The 22,111-nt window shown below is 71.0% G+C and carries 20 protein-coding genes; 5 read left to right on the forward strand and 15 right to left on the reverse strand.

Going from position 1 to position 22,111, the window contains the following annotated elements; translation table 11 throughout:
• On the reverse strand, positions 1-1,530 hold the full coding sequence (locus JKJ07_RS00730; RefSeq protein ID WP_202989179.1) for a M4 family metallopeptidase: 1,530 nt from the start codon (positions 1,528-1,530) through the stop codon (positions 1-3).
• A gap of 177 nt (positions 1,531-1,707) precedes the next feature.
• On the opposite strand from JKJ07_RS00730, the gene JKJ07_RS00735 reads away from it, so the two are divergent.
• Positions 1,708-2,262 carry a hypothetical protein gene (locus tag JKJ07_RS00735; RefSeq protein WP_202989180.1) on the forward strand — a complete coding sequence of 185 codons (555 nt, stop codon included), beginning with the start codon at positions 1,708-1,710 and terminating at the stop codon, positions 2,260-2,262.
• Here the strand turns inward: JKJ07_RS00735 and JKJ07_RS00740 are convergent.
• Positions 2,249-3,346 carry a DNA alkylation repair protein gene (locus tag JKJ07_RS00740; RefSeq protein ID WP_202989181.1) on the reverse strand — a complete coding sequence of 366 codons (1,098 nt, stop codon included), beginning with the start codon at positions 3,344-3,346 and terminating at the stop codon, positions 2,249-2,251. The genes JKJ07_RS00735 and JKJ07_RS00740 overlap by 14 nt on opposite strands.
• 68 nt (positions 3,347-3,414) lie before the next feature.
• Here JKJ07_RS00740 and JKJ07_RS00745 point away from each other — a divergent pair, with 68 nt between their 5' ends.
• Positions 3,415-4,179, forward strand: a complete 765-nt coding sequence (locus JKJ07_RS00745) for an RlpA-like double-psi beta-barrel domain-containing protein (RefSeq protein ID WP_202989182.1) — start codon at positions 3,415-3,417, stop codon at positions 4,177-4,179.
• On the opposite strand, the gene JKJ07_RS00750 is transcribed toward JKJ07_RS00745, so the two are convergent.
• The 5 genes from JKJ07_RS00750 to JKJ07_RS00770 all read right to left on the reverse strand — a co-directional run bounded on the left by JKJ07_RS00750 (position 4,151) and on the right by JKJ07_RS00770 (position 8,439).
• Entirely contained in the window at positions 4,151-4,900 is a 750-nt protein-coding gene (locus tag JKJ07_RS00750) for an alpha/beta fold hydrolase (protein WP_202989183.1), read from the reverse strand. The genes JKJ07_RS00745 and JKJ07_RS00750 overlap by 29 nt on opposite strands.
• A gap of 9 nt (positions 4,901-4,909) precedes the next feature.
• On the reverse strand, positions 4,910-6,271 hold the full coding sequence (locus JKJ07_RS51520) for a carboxylesterase/lipase family protein (protein WP_202989184.1): 1,362 nt from the start codon (positions 6,269-6,271) through the stop codon (positions 4,910-4,912).
• 4 nt (positions 6,272-6,275) lie between these two features.
• Positions 6,276-6,827, reverse strand: a complete 552-nt coding sequence (locus JKJ07_RS00760) for a DUF4352 domain-containing protein (RefSeq protein ID WP_307834075.1) — start codon at positions 6,825-6,827, stop codon at positions 6,276-6,278.
• 65 nt (positions 6,828-6,892) lie between these two features.
• The gene (locus tag JKJ07_RS00765) at positions 6,893-8,119 is read right to left on the reverse strand and encodes an RNA polymerase sigma factor (RefSeq protein ID WP_202989185.1); all 1,227 of its coding nucleotides are present in this window, start codon (positions 8,117-8,119) and stop codon (positions 6,893-6,895) included.
• Positions 8,116-8,439 (reverse strand): YciI family protein, encoded by a 324-nt coding sequence (locus JKJ07_RS00770; protein WP_202989186.1) that lies wholly within the window; start codon positions 8,437-8,439, stop codon positions 8,116-8,118. Before JKJ07_RS00770 ends, JKJ07_RS00765 begins: the two co-directional genes overlap by 4 nt.
• Positions 8,440-8,715: 276 nt before the next feature.
• On the opposite strand from JKJ07_RS00770, the gene JKJ07_RS00775 reads away from it, so the two are divergent.
• A complete protein-coding gene (locus JKJ07_RS00775; RefSeq protein WP_202989187.1) occupies positions 8,716-9,066 on the forward strand; it encodes an STAS domain-containing protein in 351 nt (116 codons plus the stop codon).
• Here JKJ07_RS00775 and JKJ07_RS00780 read toward each other — a convergent pair.
• The 5 genes from JKJ07_RS00780 to JKJ07_RS00800 all read right to left on the reverse strand — a co-directional run bounded on the left by JKJ07_RS00780 (position 9,063) and on the right by JKJ07_RS00800 (position 16,363).
• Positions 9,063-12,566, reverse strand: coding sequence for a 3-keto-alpha-glucoside-1,2-lyase-like domain-containing protein (locus JKJ07_RS00780; protein WP_202989188.1), 3,504 nt, complete (start codon positions 12,564-12,566; stop codon positions 9,063-9,065). The genes JKJ07_RS00775 and JKJ07_RS00780 overlap by 4 nt on opposite strands.
• 715 nt (positions 12,567-13,281) lie before the next feature.
• Positions 13,282-13,803 (reverse strand): LytR C-terminal domain-containing protein, encoded by a 522-nt coding sequence (locus JKJ07_RS00785; RefSeq protein ID WP_202989189.1) that lies wholly within the window; start codon positions 13,801-13,803, stop codon positions 13,282-13,284.
• Positions 13,804-13,866: 63 nt separating this feature from the next.
• Positions 13,867-14,616 carry an ABC transporter permease gene (locus JKJ07_RS00790; protein ID WP_202989190.1) on the reverse strand — a complete coding sequence of 250 codons (750 nt, stop codon included), beginning with the start codon at positions 14,614-14,616 and terminating at the stop codon, positions 13,867-13,869.
• 2 nt (positions 14,617-14,618) lie between these two features.
• Positions 14,619-15,395, reverse strand: coding sequence for a class I SAM-dependent methyltransferase (locus JKJ07_RS00795; RefSeq protein ID WP_202989191.1), 777 nt, complete (start codon positions 15,393-15,395; stop codon positions 14,619-14,621).
• Entirely contained in the window at positions 15,392-16,363 is a 972-nt protein-coding gene (locus JKJ07_RS00800) for an ABC transporter substrate-binding protein (protein WP_202989192.1), read from the reverse strand. The genes JKJ07_RS00795 and JKJ07_RS00800 overlap by 4 nt, the downstream gene beginning before the upstream one ends.
• 132 nt (positions 16,364-16,495) lie before the next feature.
• Between JKJ07_RS00800 and JKJ07_RS00805 the strand changes: the two genes are divergently transcribed.
• On the forward strand, positions 16,496-17,608 hold the full coding sequence (locus tag JKJ07_RS00805) for a thioester domain-containing protein (RefSeq protein ID WP_202989193.1): 1,113 nt from the start codon (positions 16,496-16,498) through the stop codon (positions 17,606-17,608).
• Between the two features lie 95 nt (positions 17,609-17,703).
• On the opposite strand, the gene JKJ07_RS00810 is transcribed toward JKJ07_RS00805, so the two are convergent.
• Complete coding sequence (locus JKJ07_RS00810; protein ID WP_202989194.1) at positions 17,704-18,393, reverse strand: GAF and ANTAR domain-containing protein; 690 nt, start codon at positions 18,391-18,393, stop codon at positions 17,704-17,706.
• Between the two features lie 118 nt (positions 18,394-18,511).
• Here JKJ07_RS00810 and JKJ07_RS00815 point away from each other — a divergent pair, with 118 nt between their 5' ends.
• Entirely contained in the window at positions 18,512-18,673 is a 162-nt protein-coding gene (locus JKJ07_RS00815) for a hypothetical protein (RefSeq protein ID WP_202989195.1), read from the forward strand.
• Here the strand turns inward: JKJ07_RS00815 and JKJ07_RS00820 are convergent.
• Both JKJ07_RS00820 and JKJ07_RS00825 read right to left on the reverse strand, forming a co-directional pair.
• Positions 18,660-19,589, reverse strand: a complete 930-nt coding sequence (locus JKJ07_RS00820) for a hypothetical protein (RefSeq protein WP_202989196.1) — start codon at positions 19,587-19,589, stop codon at positions 18,660-18,662. The two genes, JKJ07_RS00815 and JKJ07_RS00820, sit on opposite strands and share 14 nt — an antisense overlap.
• Before the next feature lie 155 nt (positions 19,590-19,744).
• Entirely contained in the window at positions 19,745-22,042 is a 2,298-nt protein-coding gene (locus JKJ07_RS00825; protein WP_202989197.1) for an RICIN domain-containing protein, read from the reverse strand.
• Between the last annotated feature and the right edge of the window lie 69 nt (positions 22,043-22,111).

Consider the following 22,111-nt stretch of genomic DNA (forward strand, 5'->3'; position numbering starts at 1 on the left):
TCAGCAGGTGGGTTCGCCCGACTGGGCGGGCAGGCTGACCGCGTTCCAAGCGGCCTTGACCGCGTTGAACTGCGTGCAGCTGCCCGGGTTCAGGTTCTTCGCGGCCTGCAGAGTCCAGACTCGATACTTCGCGTACGAGGAACTCGACGTCTTCAGCAGCATCGCGTTGTACATGATCTTGATCGCGGACTGGATGCCGACGCCGGTCACCGTGGTGCCGTTGCAGGTCGAGCTGGCCGGCTGCCCGTTGCCGCCGCTGCCCTGGGCCAGCAGGTAGAACCAGTGGTTGCCGGGCCCGGCGGCCGAGTGCACCTCGGAACCCGGGGTGCTGCTCGAGTAGCAGTTGGCGTCACCCGCCAGCGAGGGGTTGTACATGTAGCGGATCGGGCCGCTGCCGACCAGGTTCACTTCCTCGCCGACCTGGTAGTCGAACGGGTCGTTGGCGTTGGCCGCGAAGGCCTCGGTGGCCGCCCCGATCGTGTCGGCGACGAACTCCTGGGTGCCGCCCTTCGAGATGCCGCCCGGGGTCCGGTCGTCGATGCCGTGACCCAGCTCGTGGCCGACCACGTCGAGCGACGAGATCCAGCGACCGGCCGTGTTCTTGCCGATCTGCACCTGGGTGCCGTCGTAGTAGGCGTTCTGCTGGTTGAGCCCGACCCGGATCGGCCAGGCGCCGCCGCTGCCGTTCGCGCCGTTGCGGCCCAGCCACGACGAGAGCATCGCATGCTGCCGCTGCGCCACGTAGAGGGCGTCGACGCAGCCGGTCTCCTTGCTTGTGCCGTTGCCGTTGCCCCACACGTTGTCGGAGCCGCTGAAGGTCACCCGGGTCGAGGCGTCCTGGCAGCTCAGGTTCGTGACCGTCGGGTCCTTGAGCGAATACGTCGAGCCCGACTGGGTCGTGTTGAGCGAGACCGTCCCGTTGATCCAGCCGGTTCCGGTTCCGGTGGCCTCGGTGACGTGCTCCTCGGTCGACAGCACCTTGCCGGTGACCGCGTCCACGTCGACGGTCAGGCGGCTGATGCCCTCGGCGCTGGTGCCGTTGACCGTCGTCTCGTACGCGAGCTTGGCCGCCGCGCCCTCGGCCGCGACCACGACCAGGCGGGTGCCCTCGACGTCGGTCACGGTCTTGAGCTGGGCCTTCGAGGTGGCGACGGCCGCGCTCTCGGCGATCTGGGCCACGGTCGACAGCTCGCCGATCGGGGCGCTCTGCGCGACCGACGTGTATCGGGTCGCGCCGGCGTCGTCGGTCACCACGACGAAGTCGCCGCCCTTGACCGGGAAGCCCTTGTACGTACGGTCGTAGGCCGCGTACGTGAGGCCGTGCGACTTGTAGACCTGCCGCCGCTGGAACGTGTCGTGCTTGCTCGCCCGCAGGACGGACGGCCTCGAGGCGACCACGGCGTCGGCCTGCGCGACCGCGTCCACGCTCGGGCCGGTGGGCTGCGCGGCGGCCGGACCAGTCACCGCGACCAGCGCCGACGCGGCCGCGGTGCCGGCCGCCAGGGCGATGGCCAGGGGTTTACGCACCATTGTCGGTGTGCTCCTTTCCCGCCCGTCGGGGGGTGTGCTGGGCGAGACACAGGAGACGCTATATACGGACGTCGATGCGCGAATCAGGGAAAACCCTCGCGCTGCGGAATGCGTCCATTGTGCGGTGACGAGAGGCATCGATACTCTCAAATCTCTTGGACTTCACGGGGAGAAACCATGAGAAAACTCGTCACTGTCGTCGCCGCCATCGCCGGCCTGGTGCTGGTCACGGGTGGGGCCGCCGCCGGTCCCGCCGCGGCCGCCGCGCCCTGCTCGGGTCAGGTCGTGCCCAACCCGAGCTTCGAGCGCGGCGCCACCGGCTGGACCGCCGGCCCCCGCATCATCGTGGTCGCCGACAGCGCCCGGCCCGCGCACACCGGCCGGGCGTACGCGGCCCTCGCCGGCCTCGACGTCACCCACAGTGACCTGATCCGGACCACCGTCACGGTGCCGGCCAACTGCGCGCTCACGCTCGGCTTCTGGACCCGGGCGACGACCACCGAGACGATGCGCGGCGACTACCTCAACGTCGGGCTGTCGGTGACCGGCGTGCCGCCGAAGACCATTTACTCGTTCGCCTACGACCACCCGCAGCAGTGGACGCAGCACACCACTACCTGGTCGGCCGCCGCCACCGAGCGCAGCGCGATCGTCAGCTTCGTCGCCGCGGAATCGGCGGGCAGCGGCGTGACCGCCTTCGACGTCGACGACGTGACCGTCACTCTGAGCTGAGCTCGAAGCTCACACTCTCGGTTGCGACGCCGTTGACCTGCAACGCGATGGCGTGCGGGCCGGGATAGTAGCGCCGAGTGGTGATCACGCGGAACGAATGCCTGCGGCGGATCTGCAGGGTCTCGCCGGGGGCCAGGGTCGCGGTCGTCAGCTTGAACGTCTTGGCGGCCTGGGTGCCGTTCGACTTGTGGTGGTGCACGACGTAGTCGATCGACAGCCGGGCCGCCGAGTCGCCCGCGTTGCGGATGGCCGAGCGGAACTCGATCGTGTCGCCGATGGCCACAACCGTGCTGTCCAGGGTGGGCCGCTCGACCGTGAGCAGGGTGTGGTCGGCTGTGAAACCGAGGGCGGCCAGCGCTCCGGCGTCACCCTTCTTGATCAGAGTACGAAGACCCCGCCGTACGGTGGAAAGGATGTTCTCGTCGGGGGCGGCGAGCCAGCGGGCGGCGGTCTCGACGACAAGCTCCGGATGGTCGCGGCTGAGGTCGTTGAGGTGGTTGGCGACCGAGCGGCGCACGTATTCGCTGGGGTCGCGGTAAAGCGCGTCCAGGATCGGCACGGTCGCCTCCGGCCGCCGCAGGAGCTCGGGCACCCGCACCGACCAGGGCAGATACGGGCGGGAACCCTCCGAGGCCAGCCGCCGTACGTCGTGGTCGTCCGACCCGGTCCAGGTCAGCATCGTCGCCAGTGCCCGCTCGAGGTCGTGGCGCAGCAGCGTCCGGATCGCGAACTCGGCCGTGAGCCGGCCGGTCAGCTCGGCCAGCAGCGTCATCGCATCGTCGAAGGCCGCGTCCCCACCGTCCTCGACGGCCCGGGTCGCTACCGCCGCCGTGACCGGCCAGATCATCCAGCCGGTCAGGCCCAGGGCGGTCCGCACCACCAGGGCCAGCTCGGGATAGCCGCCCGGGAGGTCGGCCAGCAGGGCGTCGCGCAGCAGGTCGGCCCGTTCCCGCAGCGCCAGGCCGTCGAGCTGCTTCGAGGCCGAGCGCAGCGCGGGCAGCTGGTGCTCGGGCGCGGCCGCGTGCACGGCCCGGGTCAGGCTCTCGGCCGTCCCGCGGCTGATCAGTTCGTCGGCGAAGGGCATGCCATGATTCTCCGTCGCGGATCACGGAAGCGGCCGGGCGGGTGCGGCCGAGCTGAGATGCTCGGCAGATGCGCCCGCTCCTCTCCGGCGTCCTGGTCGCCGTGCTGGTCGGCGGTTGCGGCAGCGAGCCCCGGGCCGAGCCGGCCGCCCCTCCCCCGCAGCTGCCCTCGCCCGCGCCTTCGCCTGCGCCGTCCCTGTCGCTGGGCGGCCTGGGCTTGTCGACACCGGGGCCGCTGTCACTGGCGCCGACCACCGCGTCGAGGCAGGCGGGCCCGAGCAGCGAAACAGCCGGTCGCAACAGTGACGGGTGGGAGGTCACCGTCTACTACACGGCGGTCGAGAGGTTCCACGACGACGAACCGACCGATGTCACCGGCTGCCTCAAGCTGGACTGCGCCCACGGCGACGACGACCTCGGCAGCTACCCGGCGAGCTTCGTCCAGGCCGTCCAGGACGAGGGCACCGGCCACACCACCGCGGGCAAATACCTGAACTGGTCGTACGACGTCGGCTACTGGCTCGACACCGCGCCCCGCAGCGCCGACGGCCGGCGGCTCACCCCGTTCGTCTCGGCCGCCGCCGACCCGGGCGTCCTGCCGTACGGCACCCGCTTCACCCTCGCCACCTGCGGTCACCAGGACGACGGCTCGGCCCCGCCCGCCGCCACCTGCACCGCCCTGCGCGACGGGAAGTGGCTGATCACCGACGAGTTCACGCCGGGCCTGGGCGGCAGCAAGCACATCGACGCCTACATCGGCCCCGAGACCGGCCCCGGCTTCACCGACTCCGCCTGGTACGTCAGCCTCAGCGGCGTTCGCCTGACGCTCTCCTGACCACGTCGCGGCACGCCGCAAGCACCTCGTCGGGGTGGGTGAGCTGCGCGTTGTGGTCGGCGCCGGGCCACGAGACGAGCGAGCCGCCGAGCGCGGCGGCCAGGCGCTGGTGGGCCCGGCGCATGGGCGCGTCGGGCTTGCGATCGGCGGTCACGACCACGGCCGGCAGGCGGGGCAGGTCGGTCTCGCGGAACCCGGCGGCCAGCTCGTCGAACCCCCGTACGGCCTGCGCCAGCTGCGGAATGTCCAGCTCCTTCATGCGCTGCCAGGCCGCGCGGACGTCGGGCCGGGTCGCGCGCCTGAGGTGCTTGTTGGCCCCGGCCGCGCCGACCAGCGGCTGGACGACGCGGCCGAGCACCGGGAGGCCGTGCAGAGCCGAGACCGTACGCATGGTCTGCGTGATCCGCCGGGCCAGCGCGACGTCGTTGACCGGCGACGGGTCGATCAGCACGAGCCCGGCCACGTCCCGCGGGTGGTCGCGGGCGAGCAGGGCGGCCACCGCCCCGCCGAGGCTCTGCCCGATCACCACCACCGGGCCGAGCCCGGCCTCGGCGATCGTGGCGTGCAGGTGGCCGGTGACGCCGTCGAGGGTGGGCGGGCGGTCGTGCCGGAGCACGCGGCAGCCGGGGTCGGCGATCAGCCCCTCGGCCAGGCCGGGAAAGAACCCGTCGACGGGCGCGGCGCCGCCGGGGAGCAGCAGGACACCGGGGATGTGCGGCATCGGCCCAGGCTATGTGGTCAGGGCGGCGAAGACATGGTCACGCCAGAGCCCGTACGAGGCCTCTTCGGGGTAGGGCGCCACGACGCTGGGCTCGTCGAAGATCTGGGTCAGCTGCTCCTCGGGCGTGTAGGCGGGCCAGCCGGGATCGCCGGTGGTGGCGAAGCGGGTCCAGGCCGAGCGCATCTGGGTGGAGACGGCGGCCGCGCCAGGGTTGTCGCCGAGCAGCTGGGCGGGCTCGTTGCCGGTGAGCGTGCCGAAGACGAGCGGGACGTCGAGGCCGTGGCACGCCCCGAGGAGGCCGGACCAGGTCAGCTCGTACAGGAAGGCCCGGCCGCCACCCGCGAGCCGGGCGTCGGCCAGGTGCACGCTGGGCATGCGGAACAGCCAGTCGGAGTGGATGAGCTCGTTGAGCCGGGCGTCGGTGGCGTCGGGGAAGGCCGCCCGGTAGCGCTCGACGCCGCCGGGGGCGAGCAGGTCGAGGTCGGTGCCGGGGTGACCGCCGTTGATCACGGTGAAGAGCCGGTGCTCGTCGCGGGTGTGGCCGACGATCAGCGGGATGTCGCGGGCGGCCCCGGCGGCCAGCGCCTGCCACGGGGTGCACGGCAGCACGTCGCCGTCGACAACCGGGGCGAACCGCATCGTCGGATAAGCCGCCGGACCACCGCGCAAGGGGCCCGGCGAGTCGACTGAGCTGTCAGCCGGGTCCGCGGCGATGCGGGCGGCCAGTTCCGGCGCGAAGAACGTGCCCGGCATGCTCTGGGCGATCGCCGCGTGGAAGAGCCCGGCCGCGCGCGGCATGGCCAGCAGCGCGGCCACGCAGCCGCCGCCCGCGGACTCGCCGAAGATCGTCACCCGGCCCGGGTCACCGCCGAAGGCCGTGACGTTGTCGCGCACCCACTCCAGCGCAGCGACCTGGTCGAGCAGCCCCAGATTGGCCGGCGCGGACCCGAACCCCTCGGCCGCGAGCCGATAGTTCAGGGTCACGACCACGATCTCGCCGTCGTTGGCGAGACGGCCGCCGTCGTACTCGGGCCGGCTCGACGACCCGATCTCGTAGCCGCCGCCGTGAATCCACACCATGACCGGAAGTTTCGCGGCCGGGCCGGGGTCGGGCGTCCAGACGTTGACGGTCAGGCACTCGTCGTCGGGACCGCGGTCAGAAGCCTCGGTAGAAGGCCCGAAGGACGCCGCGGACCGCACGCCGTCCCACGGCGCCACCGGTTGCGGGACGGTGAAAGGGAGCGGCGGGACCGCGTACGGGATGCCGCGAAAGACTGCCACGTCGGATTCCCAGCGTCCACGAACGATCCCGGCTACCGTTTTCGCCTCAGGCACAGCGGCATCCTCATCCGGAAGCCGCCGCCGCGCCACCGATTTACTTCTTCTTGAGCAGAACCTTGACCCCGCCCGACAGCAGCGAGTCGTGCAGCTCGACGACGGTCAGCCGGGTGGAAGAAGGCACGTCGAAGACGAGCTTGCCGGTCACCCGCTCCCCCGGTTCGAGCTTCTCCAGGAACGTCTTGGTGTCGCGGTTGGCGTAGATCCCGGCCAGCTCGTCATTCCCGTACGTGGTGCCGCGCCCGTCGATGGCCTGCTGCGCCCGGCCCAGGAAATACTTGGTGTCGCCGGAGAAGTTGCGCACCGACAGGCTGACCACGCAGTAGCGACCCTTGGCGGTGCGCCGCAGGAATTCGGGCCCCACGGTCGTACGGGAGCAATCGACCCCGGAGACCACGAACTCGAACTTGCCGTCGCGCACCTTGTCGCCGAAGCGCGGTGACAAGGACGGCGCCGGGGACGGGGTGACCGCGGCCGCCCGTGGTTGCGGGTCGCCGACCGCCTGCATCGCCACGCCGGCCAGGAACAACGCGACGATGGCGACGACGGCGAACAGGCCGGCGAGAAGCGGGTGGAGAGAACGTCTCACCCTCCTCACTCTGAGTCAGCACCCCGCCCCGGGCCAGCGTTTTCCGCCGATACGACACGGCAGATCTACGACACCAGCTGATCGCGGCGCCGGGTCAGATAGGCGGTCTCGGCGGTGTTGCCTGCCAGCTCGATCGCCTGGTCGTACGCCGACCGGGCATCGCCGCTGCGGCCGAGGCGGCGCAGCAGGTCGGCCCGGGTCGCGTGGAAGGCGTGATAGGCGGTCAGCTTGTCGCCGAGCCGGTCCACGGCGGCCAGGGCCACCTCGGGGCCGTCGAGCTCGGCGACCGCGATGGCCCGGTTCAGGGCCACGATCGGCGACGGGTCGAGGCGTACGAGCTGGTCGTAGAGGGCCACGATCTGCGACCAGTCGGTGTCGCGCAGGTCGCGGGCGGAGGTGTGCACGGCGTTGATCGCGGCCAGGATCTGATAGCGGCCGGGGGCGACCCCGCTGGCCAGCCGCTCGCGCACCAGCCGGTGCCCCTCGGCGATCAGGCTGGTGTCCCAGGCGCCGCGGTCCTGCTCGCTCAGCGTGATCAGCTCGCCGGTGGCCGAGATCCTGGCGGCGTGGCGGGCCTCGGTCAGCAGCATCAGCGCCAGCAGCCCGGCCACCTCGCCGTCGGCCGGCAGCAGCACGCGGATCAGCCGGGTCAGCCGGATCGCCTCGGCGGTCAGGTCCTGGCGCACCGGGTCGGTGCCGGGTCCGGTGGCCAGATAGCCCTCGTTGAAGACCAGGAACAGCACGGCGAGGACGCCGGAGAGCCGTACGGGAAGGTCTTCGCTCGACGGCACCCGGTACGGGATGCGGTTCGCCTTGATCTTGGCCTTGGCCCGGGTGATCCGCTGCTCCATGGCGGTCTCGCGGACCAGGAAGGCGCGGGCGATCTCGGGCACGGTCAGCCCGCCGACCATCCGCAGGGTCAGCGCCACCCGGGACTCCGGGGCGAGGGCGGGGTGACAGCAGGTGAAGAACAACCGCAGCCGCTCGTCGTCGATCGCGCCGGTCGGCTCGGGCGGGGTGTCGTCGTGCAGCATCAGGGCCTCCCTCTGCTTGTCGTCGCGCTTGCCCTCGCGCCGGATCCGGTCGATGGCCTTGCGGCTGGCGGTCGTGGTCAGCCAGGCGCCCGGGTTGGGCGGCACCCCGTCGGCCGGCCACTTCTCGACCGCCGCCGCGAACGCCTCGGCGGCCGCCTCCTCGGCGATGTCGAGGTCGCCGTACCGCCTGGTCAGGGTGGCGACGATCCAGGCCCACTGCTCGCGGTGGACCCGGGTGATCGCGTCGGCGACGGTCACAGGAAGGGCCGGACCTCGAGCCGCCGGTTGCACGCCTTCGACCCGGCCGCGGCGAGCTTGAGGGCGACGTCGAGGTCGGCGGCCTCCCAGACCCAGAACCCGGCCACGAACTCCTTGGTCTCGACGAACGGGCCGTCGGTGAACAGGGCCGGCCCCTCGCGGCCGTCGATCACGGTGGCGGTGGCCGGGTCGCTCAGCCCGCCCGCGAACACCCAGTGCCCACCGGCCACGAGCGTCTCGTTGAACGCGTCGATGGCGGCCATCTCCTCGTCCGTACCGGAATTGGCCTTGTCGTGGATCACCGAAACGAAGAACTGCATGTCGGATCATCTCCCGTGCCTCGGGCGGCCCCTCGCGGGCGGCCTCTCACCCCTACCACGATCGGGCTGCGCTCGATCCGACACCGGCCCCGGAGTTTCTCCGGTTTTCGGCATGCCGTTCCCCCGTACGATGCTGGGCCAGGGTCTGGAGAAGGGAGTAGGGTGCGGGTGTTGAACCACGTCGGGGCCCCGGCCCTCGGGCTGTCTTCTCGGCACCGGTCAGCGCCCGCTGACCGGTCCACACGAAGCACGCCTGAGCCGGAGAGGTTTTCTGTTATGCGCAGACTATTCGAACGCGTCCCGCTCGACGTCAGCATCGGCGATCGCCGCGACGACCAGGTCGTCATCGCCGTGCGCGGTGAGATCGACAGCGACAACTGTGCCGAGCTGCGGTGCGAGCTTTCCTCGGCGTTGACCGAGGCCGGCACCCCGCACGTCGCCCTCGACCTGAGCGCGCTCACGTTCATCGGCTCGGCCGGCGTCCGGGAATTGCTGCGCTGCCGAGAGGAGGCCGAGCAACGTGGCGGCACCTTCAGGATCACCCAGGCGCACGACCACGTACGCCAGGTCTTGACCCTCTGCAGCCTCACTGAGCTCCTCCACCTCTCGGCAGCGCCGAACGGCTAGACCGGCTCGATCCAGATGTTGCGGTAGCGCACGTTCGCGCCGGGGTCACCGTGATCCTGCAGGCGGATCGGCCCGTACGCCGAGGTCTCCGCCGCGCCGGCCCCGGTCGGCCCGTCGATCGTCACGTTGTTGTGCACGGTCGTGCCGTTCCAGACCAGCGTCACCCGGGCATCCTCGACCTTGGTGGAGCCGTTCCAGCGGGCGGCCCGGAAGGTGATGTCGTACGTCTGCCAGGTCTCGGGCGCCGTGCCCGCGTTGGCCGTCGGCGCGCGCTTCTGATAAATCGCCGCGCTGTCGTCGTTGGCCAGAACCGCTTTCCCGTACGTGTCGAGCACCTGAACCTCGTACCGGTCCTGCAGGTAGATCCCGCTGTTGGCCCGCTGCTGCCCGGTCACGTCGGCCGGCAGGTTGGGCAGCCAGAACTCGACGTGCAGCTTGAAGTCCCCGTACGCCTGTTTGGTCCGCAGGTCGCCCCCGAGCACCTCGGCCGAGCCGCCCGACACCGGCCACGTCGCCGCGCCGCCGCTGGAGTTCACGAACGAGTTCAGGTTGCCGCCGTTGAACAGCGTGACCCGGCTCGGGTTGTTGTGGGTCCACCGCTGCTGGGCCACGTCGGCCCACTCCCAGATCTGGATCTGCGTGCCGTCCGCGGTGGCCCCGCCCGCCACGTCGAGCACCTTGCCCGAGGCCGGGTTGAGCAGCGAGCCGTTGGCCTGGGCCTGCCACACCTGGGCGGCGCTGCCGTTGCACCCGTAGAGCTGCACCTTCGTGCCGTTGGCGGTGCCGCCGTTGTCGATGTCGAGGCACTTGCCGTGGGCCCGCAGGGTGTCGCCGATCCGGGTCCAGCTCTGCGAGGACGAGTTGTTGCAGGTGTAGAGCTGGATCTTCGTCTTGTCGGCGGTGCCCGCGTTGTCGACGTCGAGGCACTTGCCGCCGATCCCGGTGATCGTGCCGGTCTTGTCGGTGCCGGTGCTGCTGCCGCCGGTGCCGACGGTCAGGCTGTCCAGGTTGACGTGCCCGACGTCGCCGGTGTCCACCTTGTAGGCGATCGTGTTGCCGCCCGCTTTCAGGGTCACCGTGTCGGTCTTGGTGGCCCAGGTGTCCCAGTTGCCCGTGTCGGCCAGGCTGACCTGCCGCAGCTTGACCCCGTTGACGTACAGGCTCACGGTCTTGGCCCCGGCCGACGGGTTCGGCCCGTTGCTGAAGCGCAGCTCGACCGGGTAGGAGCCGGCCGTGGGCACGTTGACGGAGAACGTGGTGGCCGCGCCGACCGAGCCGTAGCCGGCGACGAAGCCCGAGCCCGTGTATCCGGTGTGGTCGGTGGCGATGGCCGCGCTGCCGCTGAGCCCGCTGTGCTCGGCCTCGACCTTGTCCGTACGCAGCGTGGTGCCATCGACCAGGCTGTTCAGCGTGTACCAGGCCTCGGTGCTCCACAGTGACGCGCCGGTGGTGCTGGTGAACGGCCGCGGCGAGCGTACGTGCACGACCCGGCCCGGCTTGAGCCCGGCCAGCTGGATCGTCACCTTGAGCCGGTCGGCCGACAGCGTCGCCGAGCTCACCGTGAGCTGCTCCTCGTCGACCTTCGGACCCCCGTACGCGGGAGTCGGGACGTACCGCCACTGCTTGGCCTGATAGCGCGCGGCCAGTGAGGCGGCGGTGGTGGCCGAGACGGGCTGGGTGTATTCGAGCTCGAACCCGCCCGCGACGGCCCGCATGGCCTTGATGTCGAACACGCTCGCGTTGTTGGGCGTCAACTTCTGCAGCCCGTACCGGAGCTTGCCCTCCTGACCCCAGTTGCCGTCCGCGCCGAGACCGCCGGCGTAGAGCGCGCCGTCCGGGCCCTGGCTCAGCCGCAGCACACCCATCTCGAGGCCCTGGGTCAGCCGGAACACCGCGCCCTGATACTGGCCGTTGACCTTCTCGAGGAACCCGCGCTGGATGCCGCCGTACGTGACATCACCGAAGAGCATCTGACCCGCGTACGGGCCCGAGTTGAGCAGCAGCGGGGTGCTGGGCGAATTGGCGATCTCGTTCTGCGGCAGCCACAGCACGGGCTGGGTCACCGGCTGCGAGTCGAACGGGCCGTCCGGGTTGGTGTAGTGCCCGAAGAACCGGTCCTGCTTGATCTGCACCAGCTTCGACGAGGGCAGCCAGCCGCCCTGGTTGTCGGTCACGAAGATGTCGCCCTCGGGTCCCCAGCCGATCCCGTCCGGGGTGCGCAGCCCGCCCGCGATGTACTGCACCGCGCCCGTGCTCCGGTTGATCTTCAGGGTGGTGCCCCGGTTCGGCGACCCTTGCGGCTCGGTGGTGGCGCCGCCCAGGTTGATCGAGACGGAGAGGTTTAGATAGAAGAACCCGTCCTGATAGAGCAGCCCGAACGCGAACTCGTGGAAGTTGCCGTCGAAGGGCCACGTCGCGACCCGCCGGTACTGGTCGATCGTGCCGTCGCCGTTGGTGTCGTTGAGCTCGGTCAGCTCATGCTTCTGCGACACATAGATCTTGCCGTCGACCACCTTGAGCCCCATCGGCTCGCGCAGCCCGGTGGCGATTTTCTTGTACGTCACCTGGCTCGGCGACGTGCTGCCGGTGACCCCGCTGAGCAGGTAGACCTCGCCAGCCACGGTGTCGCTGCCGCCCCAGGTCGCGATCGCCAGGCGGCCGTCGGGCATCCAATCCATCGCGCTGACCTGCGGGTTGAAGCCGGACGGGCGCAGGTTGGTCAGCGTGTAGCCGGGGTGCACGCCCGTCAGCGGCAGGCCGTCACCCGGGCTGTCCCCCGCCTGCTCACACTCCTTGCGGCCGGGGGCGGTCACCCGCACCACGCCGGCGTCGGTGCTGAGGACGGAGTTCGGCATCACCGCGTACGCGGTCTGACCCGGCGGGCGCCACTCGAGCGTGAGCTGCTGGCCGTTGTCCCGCTCGAAGAAGTCAATCTTGAGCGCGTGATACCCGGTCGTCAGCGCCTTGCTGCCCTCGACCGCGACGGCGCCGTGCAGCCCGTCGTTGTTGATCACGAGGGCGTCGTCGAGGTAGAGCCGCGAGCCGTCGTCACTGGTCAGCCGGAAGGCGTACGTGCCGGCGGTGGCGATGTTGAGGTTCGCGATGACCTCGGACTGGAACCGGTCCTCAAGCCCGAAGTCGGCCGCCGTAGTCCAGTTGATCACCGGCAGGAGTTTGTCGACGTTGGGGGTCTGACCTGGCTTCAGGGTGCAGATCGCACTCTGCGAGGTCTGCAAGTCGTACGTGCGTAGGGTGACGCCGGGCTCTTGGGTGGGGACGGCGGCGGCCTTGGGGGTGCCGGCCGCCGGGACGGCTCCCGGGTTGTCGGCCGTCGGGACGGCTTTTGCATTGCCGGCCGTTGGGACGGTGGCGGTCACCGATCGGGCGTTGTTCGGGCGGGCGGCGTTCGGGTGAGCGGCGCTCGGGGACGCGGCGCTCGGCGTGGCGGGGAGGAGGACGCCGACCAGGGCGGCGGTGGACAGCAGCACCAAACTCTTCATGAGGCGCTCCAGGGACGGATGCAGGAATCGACTCCTGCCGATGTCCGTGGACGCTAAGCGCCTTCCGAAACAAAGTAAACAACTTCTAACGTTTCATAGAGAACTTTCGATCATTCCGACTAAAGTCTTGCCCTCCCGAGCCAAGCCGCTCCGCCATTGCGGGCAGCCAGCAGTACACGACGGCAGGCAGTTGCCCTTAGGCCGTCCTAGGAAGATAGGAAGCCACCTTCGGCCACTGACGTGACCGGGTCTGCGCTCGGGTCGCGCGGGTGGGCGGGCCGATCACGCGGGCCGGTGCCTGGGGCCAGGCGGACCGGCGCCTGAGTTATGCGAGCGGCACCTGGGTGGCACCGGCAGGTGCCTCGGTGACGCAGGCAGGTGCCTCGGTGACGCAGGCAGGTGCCTCGGTGACAGGCACTGCCTGGGTAACGCGGGCAGTGCCCGTGTGGCGCGGGCGGGTCCGGCCACACAAACAGATGCCCGGGCAATGCGGGCAGGCGCCTGAATGACGCGGGCGGACCCGATCACACGGACAGATGCCTGGGCCATGCGGACAGGCACATGAGTAACGCGGGCAGGCCCGACCACGCCAGACAAGATGCCTGGGTCATGCGAGCAGGTGCCCTATAGGACACGCGGGCGGGCGCTCGGATCACGCGGGGCAGGTCCCTGGGCCGCGCGAACGGGTTCCTGGGGCGTCCGGGGTGGCGATCGGTCAGGCGAGGCAGGAGCCCGGGGGCAGCTGGGGTTCGCTGAGCTGGGCCAGGGACTGGTTGACCTCGGTGCGCGTGGCCAGCTGCCGATACTCGGCGCCGACCACGATGTCGATCACGTCGCTGGTGCGCTTCGGGTTGTATTGCGGCTCGGCCTGGCCCAGGAAGAACGCCCGGATCCAGTGGGCCGCCCCAACGGTCTTCGGGCCGTACCGGACGACCGCGATCTTGGCCAGCTTCTTGTTGTTCTCGCCGGCCTTCTGCATGACGAAGCCGCGGTTCTTGAACTCCTGGGTGACCTGGTCGGCCAGGCCCGGGGTCTTGGTGCCGTTGAGCACCCGCAGCTTCACCTGACCGGCCTCGTCGGGCAGGGTCAGCGTGACCCGGGGCGCCCCCGCCGGGCATTCCTGGGCCGCGGCGGCGCCGGCCTGGGTGTCGCGGGCGATCGCCACCACGACGACGATGATCGCGGCCAGGACCAGGACACCGAGAACGAAGAACGCTCGCACGCGCGTGAAGCTCATAAAAAGGAAGATGCCCAGCAGCCCCCATTTTGTTGCGCCCTCCCGCGTGACTTGACCAAATCGTCACCCGGCGATGTCGCGGGCCCACGGGATCAGCACCCGCTCCAGGGCCGTCACCGCATAGAAGAGCGCCACGCTCAGCGCCGCCAGCAGGATGATCGCGGCGAAGGCGAGCGGCGTATCGGCCGACGTGCTGCTGAGCACCACGACCGCGCCCAGCCCGGCGTCCGGGTTGCTGATCTCGGCCACGACCGCGCCGATCACGGCCAGCGAGACGGCCACCTTGAGCCCGACGAAGATCTGCGGGAGCGCCCACGGCAGCCGCAGCCGCAGGAAGGTCTGCCAGAACGAGGCGTCCAGCGAGCGGGCGAACTCGGTCAGCTCGACCGGGGTCGACGTCAGCCCGGCCGCCGAGGCCAGCACGATCGGGAAGAACGAGATCAGCACGACCAGCACGATCTTGGGTTCGGGGCCGAAACCGAGCCAGACCACGAGCAGCGGGGCCACGGCCACCTTGGGGATGGCGTTGACCGCGATGAGCAGCGGCAGGATCGCCCGTTCGACCGTGCGCGAGGTGGTCAGCACGACGGCCAGCAGCACTCCCCCGGCCGCGGCCAGCGCGAAGCCGGCCGCAGTGGAGGCCATCGTGCTGCCCAGCTCGCGCAGCAGATAGCCGGGTTCGCGGCGGAAGGCGGCCACGATGTCGGGCGGGGCCGGCACGAAGAACGGCCGGATGTCCCACGCGGCCGTGGCCGCCCACCAGAACACGACCGCCAGCACGGCCGCCACCAGCGGGGCCGCCAGCCGCGCCACCCTCACGACCGAGCCCGCCCCAGCGTCGAATAGACCAGATGCCCGCGCAGCACTGTCCCGGGGTCGGCCATCAACGCCACCACCCGATCGAGCGCGACGTCCGACACGCCCGCGTCGAGCAGGGCCTGCCGCTGCTGCGCGATGTTGGCCACGATCAGCGCCGCGCCGGGCGAGCCGCCGGGCCACGAGCGGGCGTGCACCTCGGTGTCCACGCTGGTCAGTCCCGCGCCCAGCATCTCCGCGTGCACGCGCCCGGCCCACGTCGGGTCGTTGCCCAGCGCCGGCAGCACCTTCCCGATCAGCGCCGCGTGATATTCCTCGTACGCGGCCACGTCGGCCTCGCTCGGCGCGCGCATCACCCCTTTCCCGTACGTGGTCTCGAAGTCCTCGATGAGCAGGGCGCCGCCGGGCGCGAGGGCCGTCACCAGGTCGCGCAGGATCTCGTGGCGCTGCGGCAGGTGCAGCAGCAGCAACCGGGCGTGGATCACGTCCCACGGCCCGGCCGGCAGCGGTTCCCGGGTCAGGTCGTGCCGCAGCACCTCGAAGGGCGGGTCGGGTGGCAGGTGGCGCAGGTTGACGTCGGTGGCGGTGACCCGCGCGCCGTGCCCGGCCAGCCAGCTCGCCACGCTGCCGCCGCCCGCCCCCAGTTCGAGGCAGCGCCGCCCGGCGAGCGGGTCCAGCCCGGCCAGGCGCCGGGTGGTCAGGTCGTCGAGCATCGCGGCCAGGCTGCTGTGCCGGCCCACCGATGCCGGGTCGTCGTTGTCGAAGGCGTACGTCATGACGCGATCACCTGCTCGGCGGTCAGCCCGGCCGGGAACAGGCCGGTGTCGGTCAGCACTTTGATGGCCCGGGTGACCTTTTCGGGGTCGAGCTCGCCGAGCGGTTCCGTGTACGGCGTCATGAGCCGGATCTCGGCCTCCGCGGCCTCGGCCGAGCTCGCCGGATGGTCCTTGTGCAGCAGCGCCGCCGCGGTCTTGGGGTCGGCGATCGTGTCGGCCAGGCCTTTCATAGCGGCTTCACGGAAGCGTCGAACCAGATCCGGGTCGCTTTCCAGCAATTTCGTGCTGGTGACGATCCCGTTGCCGTACAAGTCCGGCAAGAATTCCTCGTAGGGGAGAACGGTCATGGGTTTTCCGGCCGCCTTTTCGATGCCCGGTCGTCCGATGAGGAACGTGCTCAACGCGTCGACCCGTCCCGCGGCCAGCAATGCGGGCACCTGCTGCGGGCTGGCATTGACCCAGCGCACGCTTTTGGGATCGAGACCGGCCCTTTTCGCGTACGCGGGAAAGAGCGCCTGATTGACCGAGCCGGTGGCCGCCCCGATCGTCTTGCCGGCCAGATCGGCGGGCTTCTTGGTCGGCCCGTCGGCGGGCGTGACGATCGAGACGACGGTCTGCTGGTGCACCGCCGCGATCGCCCGGAAGTCGGTGTATTTGCCCTGGCCGGCCATGATGAAACCGCCCACGAGATCGAGCATCGAGAAGTCGGCCTGCCCCGCCGCGAGGGCCTGCAAATTGTCGCTGAGCGCGGCGCCGAGCTTGATCTCGACGTCGAGCCCGGCCTCGCGGAAGTAGCCCTTCTCCCGAGCCATCCACGCGTACGCGTCCCGGCCGGCCGCGCCGAAACCGGTGAGATAAGTGATGTGCCGCAGTTCCGGCTCGGCCTCCGCGCGGTCATTGGTGCCGCACGCGGCGAGCAGGACCGTGGTCGCGGCCAGCATTCCCAGAATCGTCTTCGCCCGGCCCATGGTGGGCCTCCCCGTGAGTCGGAAGAGTTGGAATTCCGACGCTATCGACCCCTTTCGATGATCGGTACGGAGTGGCCGTCCCGCATCGTTCCCGGGAACGACACGGGAGGCCGGGAGCGATAGATTGCGCCCATGTTGCGCACACGATTTGTTCCGGCCGTCGTGGCGGCGGGCCTGCTGCTCGGCTGGGCCGCGCCGGCCGCCGCCGAGCCGGGTGACGTGCCCGAAACCGGGGTGGCCCGCGCCGACGGTACGTCGCGCACGCTGATGCTCGGCGGCAAGGCCACAGCCGTACGGGGAATCGAATTGACCGTCGCCGGCGGCACCACGGTTCCGGTCTTCTCGCTCGCGTTCGGCGGTGTCGTCCCGGCCGGCGCGGCTTACCACGACGCCACGTACGCCGAGGCCGGTGTCACCACCCCGCGCATCTCGGGCGTCCTGCTGCTCGGCTATCCGTCGGGCGACCGCGCCGACCTGATCCGCAACGCCGGCGTGAAGAAGCCCGCCGCCACCTCCGAGGCGACCTTCAACCACCTGCTCAAGCTGGGCACGCAGGCCGCCCTGTGGCATTTCACCAACAAGGTCACCCTCAACCCGTGGCGGGCCGGCGCGGGCCTGGGCGCCCAGAACGAATACCTCGTGGTCAAGAAGGTCTACGACTACCTGGTTCGCGAGTCGCTCGACCTGCCGTTTCCGCGGCGCGAGATCGAGTTCGTCGAGCACCCGTACGCGGACGCCCCGCCCTGGATCATCTACGGCCCCGGCGGCTGGATCTCCCTCGAGGCCGAGAACGCCACGGTCCTGCGCCCCGACAGCGTCGTGCCGATGACCCGGATCCGCACGTACGAGGGGTTCGCCGTCTGGTCCGAGAAAGGCGGCCCCGTACGCGTCACGGCCCGCGCCCCGCACGCCATCTCCCCTGGCGAGTTCTTCCTCGCCGACGACGGCCGCGCCGCGGGCACTCCGGTGACGCTCGCCCAGGGGTACGGGCCCGAGGCGACCGCCACCCTCGAGCTGAACCTGGGCGCGGCGGGCCCGCTCTCGTCACCCACCGCGAGCCCGGCTCCCACGACGACCAGCGCCGCCCCGGCCCCCGTGCCCGGCGACAACGACGGCGGCACCGGCGGCGGCCTTCCGGTCACCGGAGCCCCCGCCGCGGCCTTGCTGGCCGGCGGCCTGTTCCTGCTGGTGGCTGGCGCGGCCGCCGCCCTCCTGGTCCGCCGCCGCCCCCGCTTCACGTCCTGACCCGGCGCGGCTGGGCCCAGCGCGGCTGGGCCCGCCGTGGCTGGGCCCGCCGTGGCTGGGCCCGCCGTGGCTGGGCCCGCCGTGGCTGGGCTTGATCAGTGGGGGACCTCGCCGGTGTTGACGAGGCGTTCGGCCACTGACACGAGCCGCTCGTTCGAGTTCTGCGAGATGGCGGCCAGCAGGTCGAAGGCGGCGTCGGGGGTGATCCGGAGCCGCTCGATCAGGATGCCCTTGGCCTGCCCGATCAGGTCGCGCGTCTCGAGCGCGGCGGTCAGCTGCGCGACCCGCCGCCCGTCGGCCAGGGCCAGCGCGGCCAACGTGCCGTAGACGGCGGCCAGGCGCCGCTCGGACTCGCCGAACGCGCCGGTCTGCTGCCCGTAGAGGCTGAGCGTGCCCAGCCTCAGGTTGTCCACCCACAGCGGCACGCACAACATGCTGCAGACGCCCTCGCGCACGGCCGCGGCCGAGAACTCGGGCCAGCGGCCGTCGGTGGTCATGTCGTCGACGACGATCACCCGCTGCTCACGGGCGGCGTCGACGCAGGGACCGGCGCCCCGCTCCTGCTGCAGCCGGTCGAGCACGCGGGGCGGATCGCCGAGCGTGACCCGCGGCACCAGCCGGGCGTCCTCCAGCTCGATCAGCCCGGCCCAGACGGCCGGCGGAATCGTCGTCGTGGCCTGGGCCACGATCGCCGTCAGCCCGGTCGGCTCCTCGGCCCGCATGGCCCGCGCCGCCCGGGAAAGCTGCTCCAGCACCTCATCGGGCTGAACTTCCAGCTCAGTCATGCCCTCCCCCAGAAAATCTCCGAACCCGTTCGGATGAGTTGCGTCGATTGATGCGTCGATTCGCGACTATTCTAATACCCGATGAGGGCGCCGTCCTCACGGCACACGGGGAAGGGTGATGGCCGAACAGGACGGGCCGGCGATAGTCGAGGCGGCCAGAAGACTCCAGGCGGAAGCGGCGGACCTGTGCCAGCGCGCCGCCAGCGCCGTCACGGCGGCCGACGCGCAGCGCGAACGGGCCCGCATCGCCCGCGCCCGCCGGCGGTTCACTGCGAGCTGACCGCCAACGACCCGAACCCGGCGGCCGCCGTCACCTCCAGGCCCGACCCGTCACCCGCGGTCAGCGTCGTGTTCTGCCCGACGCCGCGCTCCCGCTTGCCGTACAGGCTCACCTCCCCCGCCCCGAACCGGGCCCGCACCTGCACCGGAACCTCCCCCTCGGTGCGAATGCTCCACTCCCGCACCCCACCCGACATCCGAATCGGCAACGCCCGGTCCGACCGAGGCAACGCCAGCACGACCGAGTCGGCCCCACCGGACAGCTCGACCTCCCGCACCACACCCCCGGTCAGCACAAACGTCGCCGCCCGCACCCCACCGTTCATCCGAATGGTCCACGCGATCCGCTCATCAAGCACCACATCGAGCCGCCCCGCATCGGGCCCGGCGGAGAGCCGCACCTGATCCCCGGCCACGCTCACACCCGGCGCCGGGCCACCACCCAGGCCGTTGACCCCGATCGGACCGTCACCCGGCCGCCCCAGCGTCAGATTCAGCTCGGGCACGCTGCTCACCAGCTCAAACGTGCCGACATCAAAGGCCGGCCCCGGCACGCCCGGCTGCGGTGCCCCCGGTGACACGAAGACCGGCGCGCCACCGGCCCGCGGCGGTGCGGGCGGCCGCTCCCCTCCCCCGGCCAGCCCGGCGACGACGACCATGCTCACCCCGCCGAGAACCGCGGCCCCCACGAGCAACGCGGCCACCCGCGGCCGAAGCTTCCTTCCCCCGTACGGGGTACGAAGGGGCGGGACAACCGGGAACTCCTCGGTCGGCGGCTCGTCATCCCCGGCCGGTGCCGGAGCTTCATCGTCACGAGAGGGTTCGGCCGCTGCCGGGGGCTCGTCGCGGTAGGCGAACCCGGCCGCTCCCGACAGAAACGGATAGGTGTCCTCGTCGTCGCGTGCGGGATCGCCCACCGTTGTCTCCTCGCTGGCCGGCAAATGTCACCAACGGGTACGGATCAGCCCCACGCGATAGTTCGATCCGGCCGGGTCCGCGAGAGTGTGGCCCGGTGGAAATGCACCGGCCCGCGCCCCGGGAAGGGCGCGGGCCGGTGTTGCACAACTGTCGGTCAGCCGCCGATGCCCAGTTCGATGCGCGGGCCGGGGATGCCGGTGGCGGTGCCGGGGTAGAGCCACAGCTTGCCGCTGCCGTTTTCGGTGGCTACTACGTCGTCGAAGTCGTCGGCGTTGAAGTGGCCTGCTGTCAGTTCGTTCATGCCGTTCCAGCCGCCGTTGCCGATCTGGAAGCGGGCGCCCAGCGTGCCGTTGGCCGCGCCTGGGTAGACCCACAGTTTGCCGGTGGACTGCTCGACCGACACGATGTCGTCGAACGCGTCGGCGTTGAAGCGGCCCACGGTGTGCTTGGTGTTGCCGCTCCAGCCGCCCGAGTGCAGCACGACCCGCGGGCCGGGGATGCCGGTGGCGGTGCCGGGGTAGAGGTAGAGCTTGCCGTCACGGTTGTCGACCGCGGTCAGATCCTCGTACGCGTCGGCGTTGAACTTGCCGTAGGCCAGCTTCTCCATGGAGTTCCAGCCGCTGTTGCCGATCTGCACCCGATCGCCCAGCGTGCCCGCGGCCGTGCCGGGGTAGAGCCAGAGCTTGCCGGTGGACTTCTCGACCGCGGCGATGTCGTCGAACTCGTCGCTGTTGATGCGGCCGGTGGCCAGCTTGTCCATGCCGTTCCAGCCGCCACTGCCGATCATCACGCGGGCGCCGAACGCGTCCCGCGTACGGGTGCCGGGGTAGAGGTAGAGCCGGCCGGTCGGGACGTCGGTCGCGATCAGGTCCTGGAACGCGTCGTTGAACGACACGGCTTCGAGGTTGACCAGGCCGCGGGCGCGGACGTTCCAGCCCGTCGACGGCACGGTGGCCGAGCAGGCGAGCTGGGTGATCTTCGCGCCGTTGGCCGTCGAGGCGTCGAGGACCGAGAGGCATTTGCCGCTGTTGACGTTCTTGAGCCGGGTCAGGCCGGTGCTGTCCTGCTGCGGCGTCCACAGCTGCTCGTTGCCGTTGTTGCAGGTCCACTGGATGACGCGGGCCTTGTCGTCCTTCGAGCCGCCGCCCACGGCCAGGCACAGGTTGCTGTTGACGTTGCGCAGCTCGTAGTTGCCGTTGGCCTTCGGGAAGTACGTCCAGCCCTGCTCTTTGCCGGCGCCGCACGGCCACTGGATGAGCTGGATGTTGGTCTCGAGCGAGCCGGACGGCACGGCCAGGCACTGCCCGGTGTGCCCGGCCTGCAGGCGCTGCGGCAGGTCGGGGCGCACCTGGTATTGCCCGACGCGCAGGAAGTCGGCGACCGCCTGGGCGTTGCCGGCCAGCGCGTTCCGGCCGGCCAGGGCCAGGTTGCGGTGGGCGGCCTTGTCGGCGCGGGCCACGACGTCGGTGGCGGCGACCCGGTCGGCGGCTTCGGCGGCGGCCAGGGCCTTCTGGATGTCGCGGTCCTTGGCCTGGTGGATGCCGGCGTCGATGAACGCCTTCCACACCGCGGGGTCGTTGCTGCGGGCGGTCGCGATGGCGGCCGCCTCGACCTCGCTGCCCTCGACGGCGAAGTTCCAGACCTCGGTCACGAAGTCACGGTCGGGCAGGCTGAGCAGTTCCTCGGTGACCGGCAGGCCGATCCGGTTCGCGGCCAGCTGCTTGGCCGCGCGGGCCAGGGCGGCCAGCTTCTCCGCTTCCGTACGCGACTCGTCCTCGGCGATGCGGCGGTCGACCGCCTGCTTGGCCGCGGCGGCCAGGCCGGACGCGATGAACTGCGTCTGCTGCTCGGCCGAGCCGGTGCGGGCGGCGGCCGCGGCCTCCTTGACCTCGCGCCAGTCGGCGTCGTCGGCCACCCGCTCCCAGATCAGCCGGATGAAGTCGGCGTCGCTCGCGTTGAGCAGGTCGGCCCCGGCCACGATGTCGATGCTGGCCGCGGCGGCCGCGCGCGCGGAGTCGGAGAGGCGCTTGGCCTCGGCCTCGCGGCGTTCGCGCTCGATGTCGCGGTCGAACGCGGCGAACACGCCGGTGGCGATGAATTCGTAGCAGGCCAGGTCCGAGGCGTCCGGGTTGGTCTCGTCGGAGACGGTGCCGAAGGCCTGCTCGGCGGCGGCCCGCACCTCGAGGTAGTCGCCGTTGTCCTTGACGTGCTTCCAGATCTCGATCACGAAGTCGCGGTCGGCCCGCTCGATCAGGGCGAAGTCGTCGCCGCGGCCGAACTTGACCGCCACGGCCAGCTTCTGGTCGTACGAGGCCTGGCCGGCGGCGGCGAGCGCCTGAACCGGCGCGGGGGCGGCGTAGGCGACCCCGGCAGTGGTGGCGGTCAGGGCGGCCAGCGCCACGGCGGCGGCCAGGACCGGCCGCGCCCAGCGGGCGCGGTGCATCGATGTCATGAAATTGTCCCCGTTGATGAGTCGCCCTGACCTGGGCACGGCAGTGCCACGCCACCACTCAGGGATTGA

It is taken from the genome of Paractinoplanes lichenicola, assembly GCF_016785085.1.
Classification (GTDB): Bacteria; Actinomycetota; Actinomycetes; order Mycobacteriales; family Micromonosporaceae; genus Actinoplanes; species Actinoplanes lichenicola.

Coding starts and splice junctions, on each gene's coding strand:
- JKJ07_RS00730 (WP_202989179.1), bottom strand. CDS start 1,530: ATGGTGCGTAAACCCCTGGCCATCGCCCTGGCGGCCGGCACCGCGGCC.
- JKJ07_RS00735 (WP_202989180.1), top strand. CDS start 1,708: ATGAGAAAACTCGTCACTGTCGTCGCCGCCATCGCCGGCCTGGTGCTG.
- JKJ07_RS00740 (WP_202989181.1), bottom strand. CDS start 3,346: ATGCCCTTCGCCGACGAACTGATCAGCCGCGGGACGGCCGAGAGCCTG.
- JKJ07_RS00745 (WP_202989182.1), top strand. CDS start 3,415: ATGCGCCCGCTCCTCTCCGGCGTCCTGGTCGCCGTGCTGGTCGGCGGT.
- JKJ07_RS00750 (WP_202989183.1), bottom strand. CDS start 4,900: ATGCCGCACATCCCCGGTGTCCTGCTGCTCCCCGGCGGCGCCGCGCCC.
- JKJ07_RS00770 (WP_202989186.1), bottom strand. CDS start 8,439: ATGCAGTTCTTCGTTTCGGTGATCCACGACAAGGCCAATTCCGGTACG.
- JKJ07_RS00775 (WP_202989187.1), top strand. CDS start 8,716: ATGCGCAGACTATTCGAACGCGTCCCGCTCGACGTCAGCATCGGCGAT.
- JKJ07_RS00780 (WP_202989188.1), bottom strand. CDS start 12,566: ATGAAGAGTTTGGTGCTGCTGTCCACCGCCGCCCTGGTCGGCGTCCTC.
- JKJ07_RS00785 (WP_202989189.1), bottom strand. CDS start 13,803: ATGAGCTTCACGCGCGTGCGAGCGTTCTTCGTTCTCGGTGTCCTGGTC.
- JKJ07_RS00795 (WP_202989191.1), bottom strand. CDS start 15,395: ATGACGTACGCCTTCGACAACGACGACCCGGCATCGGTGGGCCGGCAC.
- JKJ07_RS00800 (WP_202989192.1), bottom strand. CDS start 16,363: ATGGGCCGGGCGAAGACGATTCTGGGAATGCTGGCCGCGACCACGGTC.
- JKJ07_RS00805 (WP_202989193.1), top strand. CDS start 16,496: ATGTTGCGCACACGATTTGTTCCGGCCGTCGTGGCGGCGGGCCTGCTG.
- JKJ07_RS00810 (WP_202989194.1), bottom strand. CDS start 18,393: ATGACTGAGCTGGAAGTTCAGCCCGATGAGGTGCTGGAGCAGCTTTCC.
- JKJ07_RS00815 (WP_202989195.1), top strand. CDS start 18,512: ATGGCCGAACAGGACGGGCCGGCGATAGTCGAGGCGGCCAGAAGACTC.
- JKJ07_RS00825 (WP_202989197.1), bottom strand. CDS start 22,042: ATGACATCGATGCACCGCGCCCGCTGGGCGCGGCCGGTCCTGGCCGCC.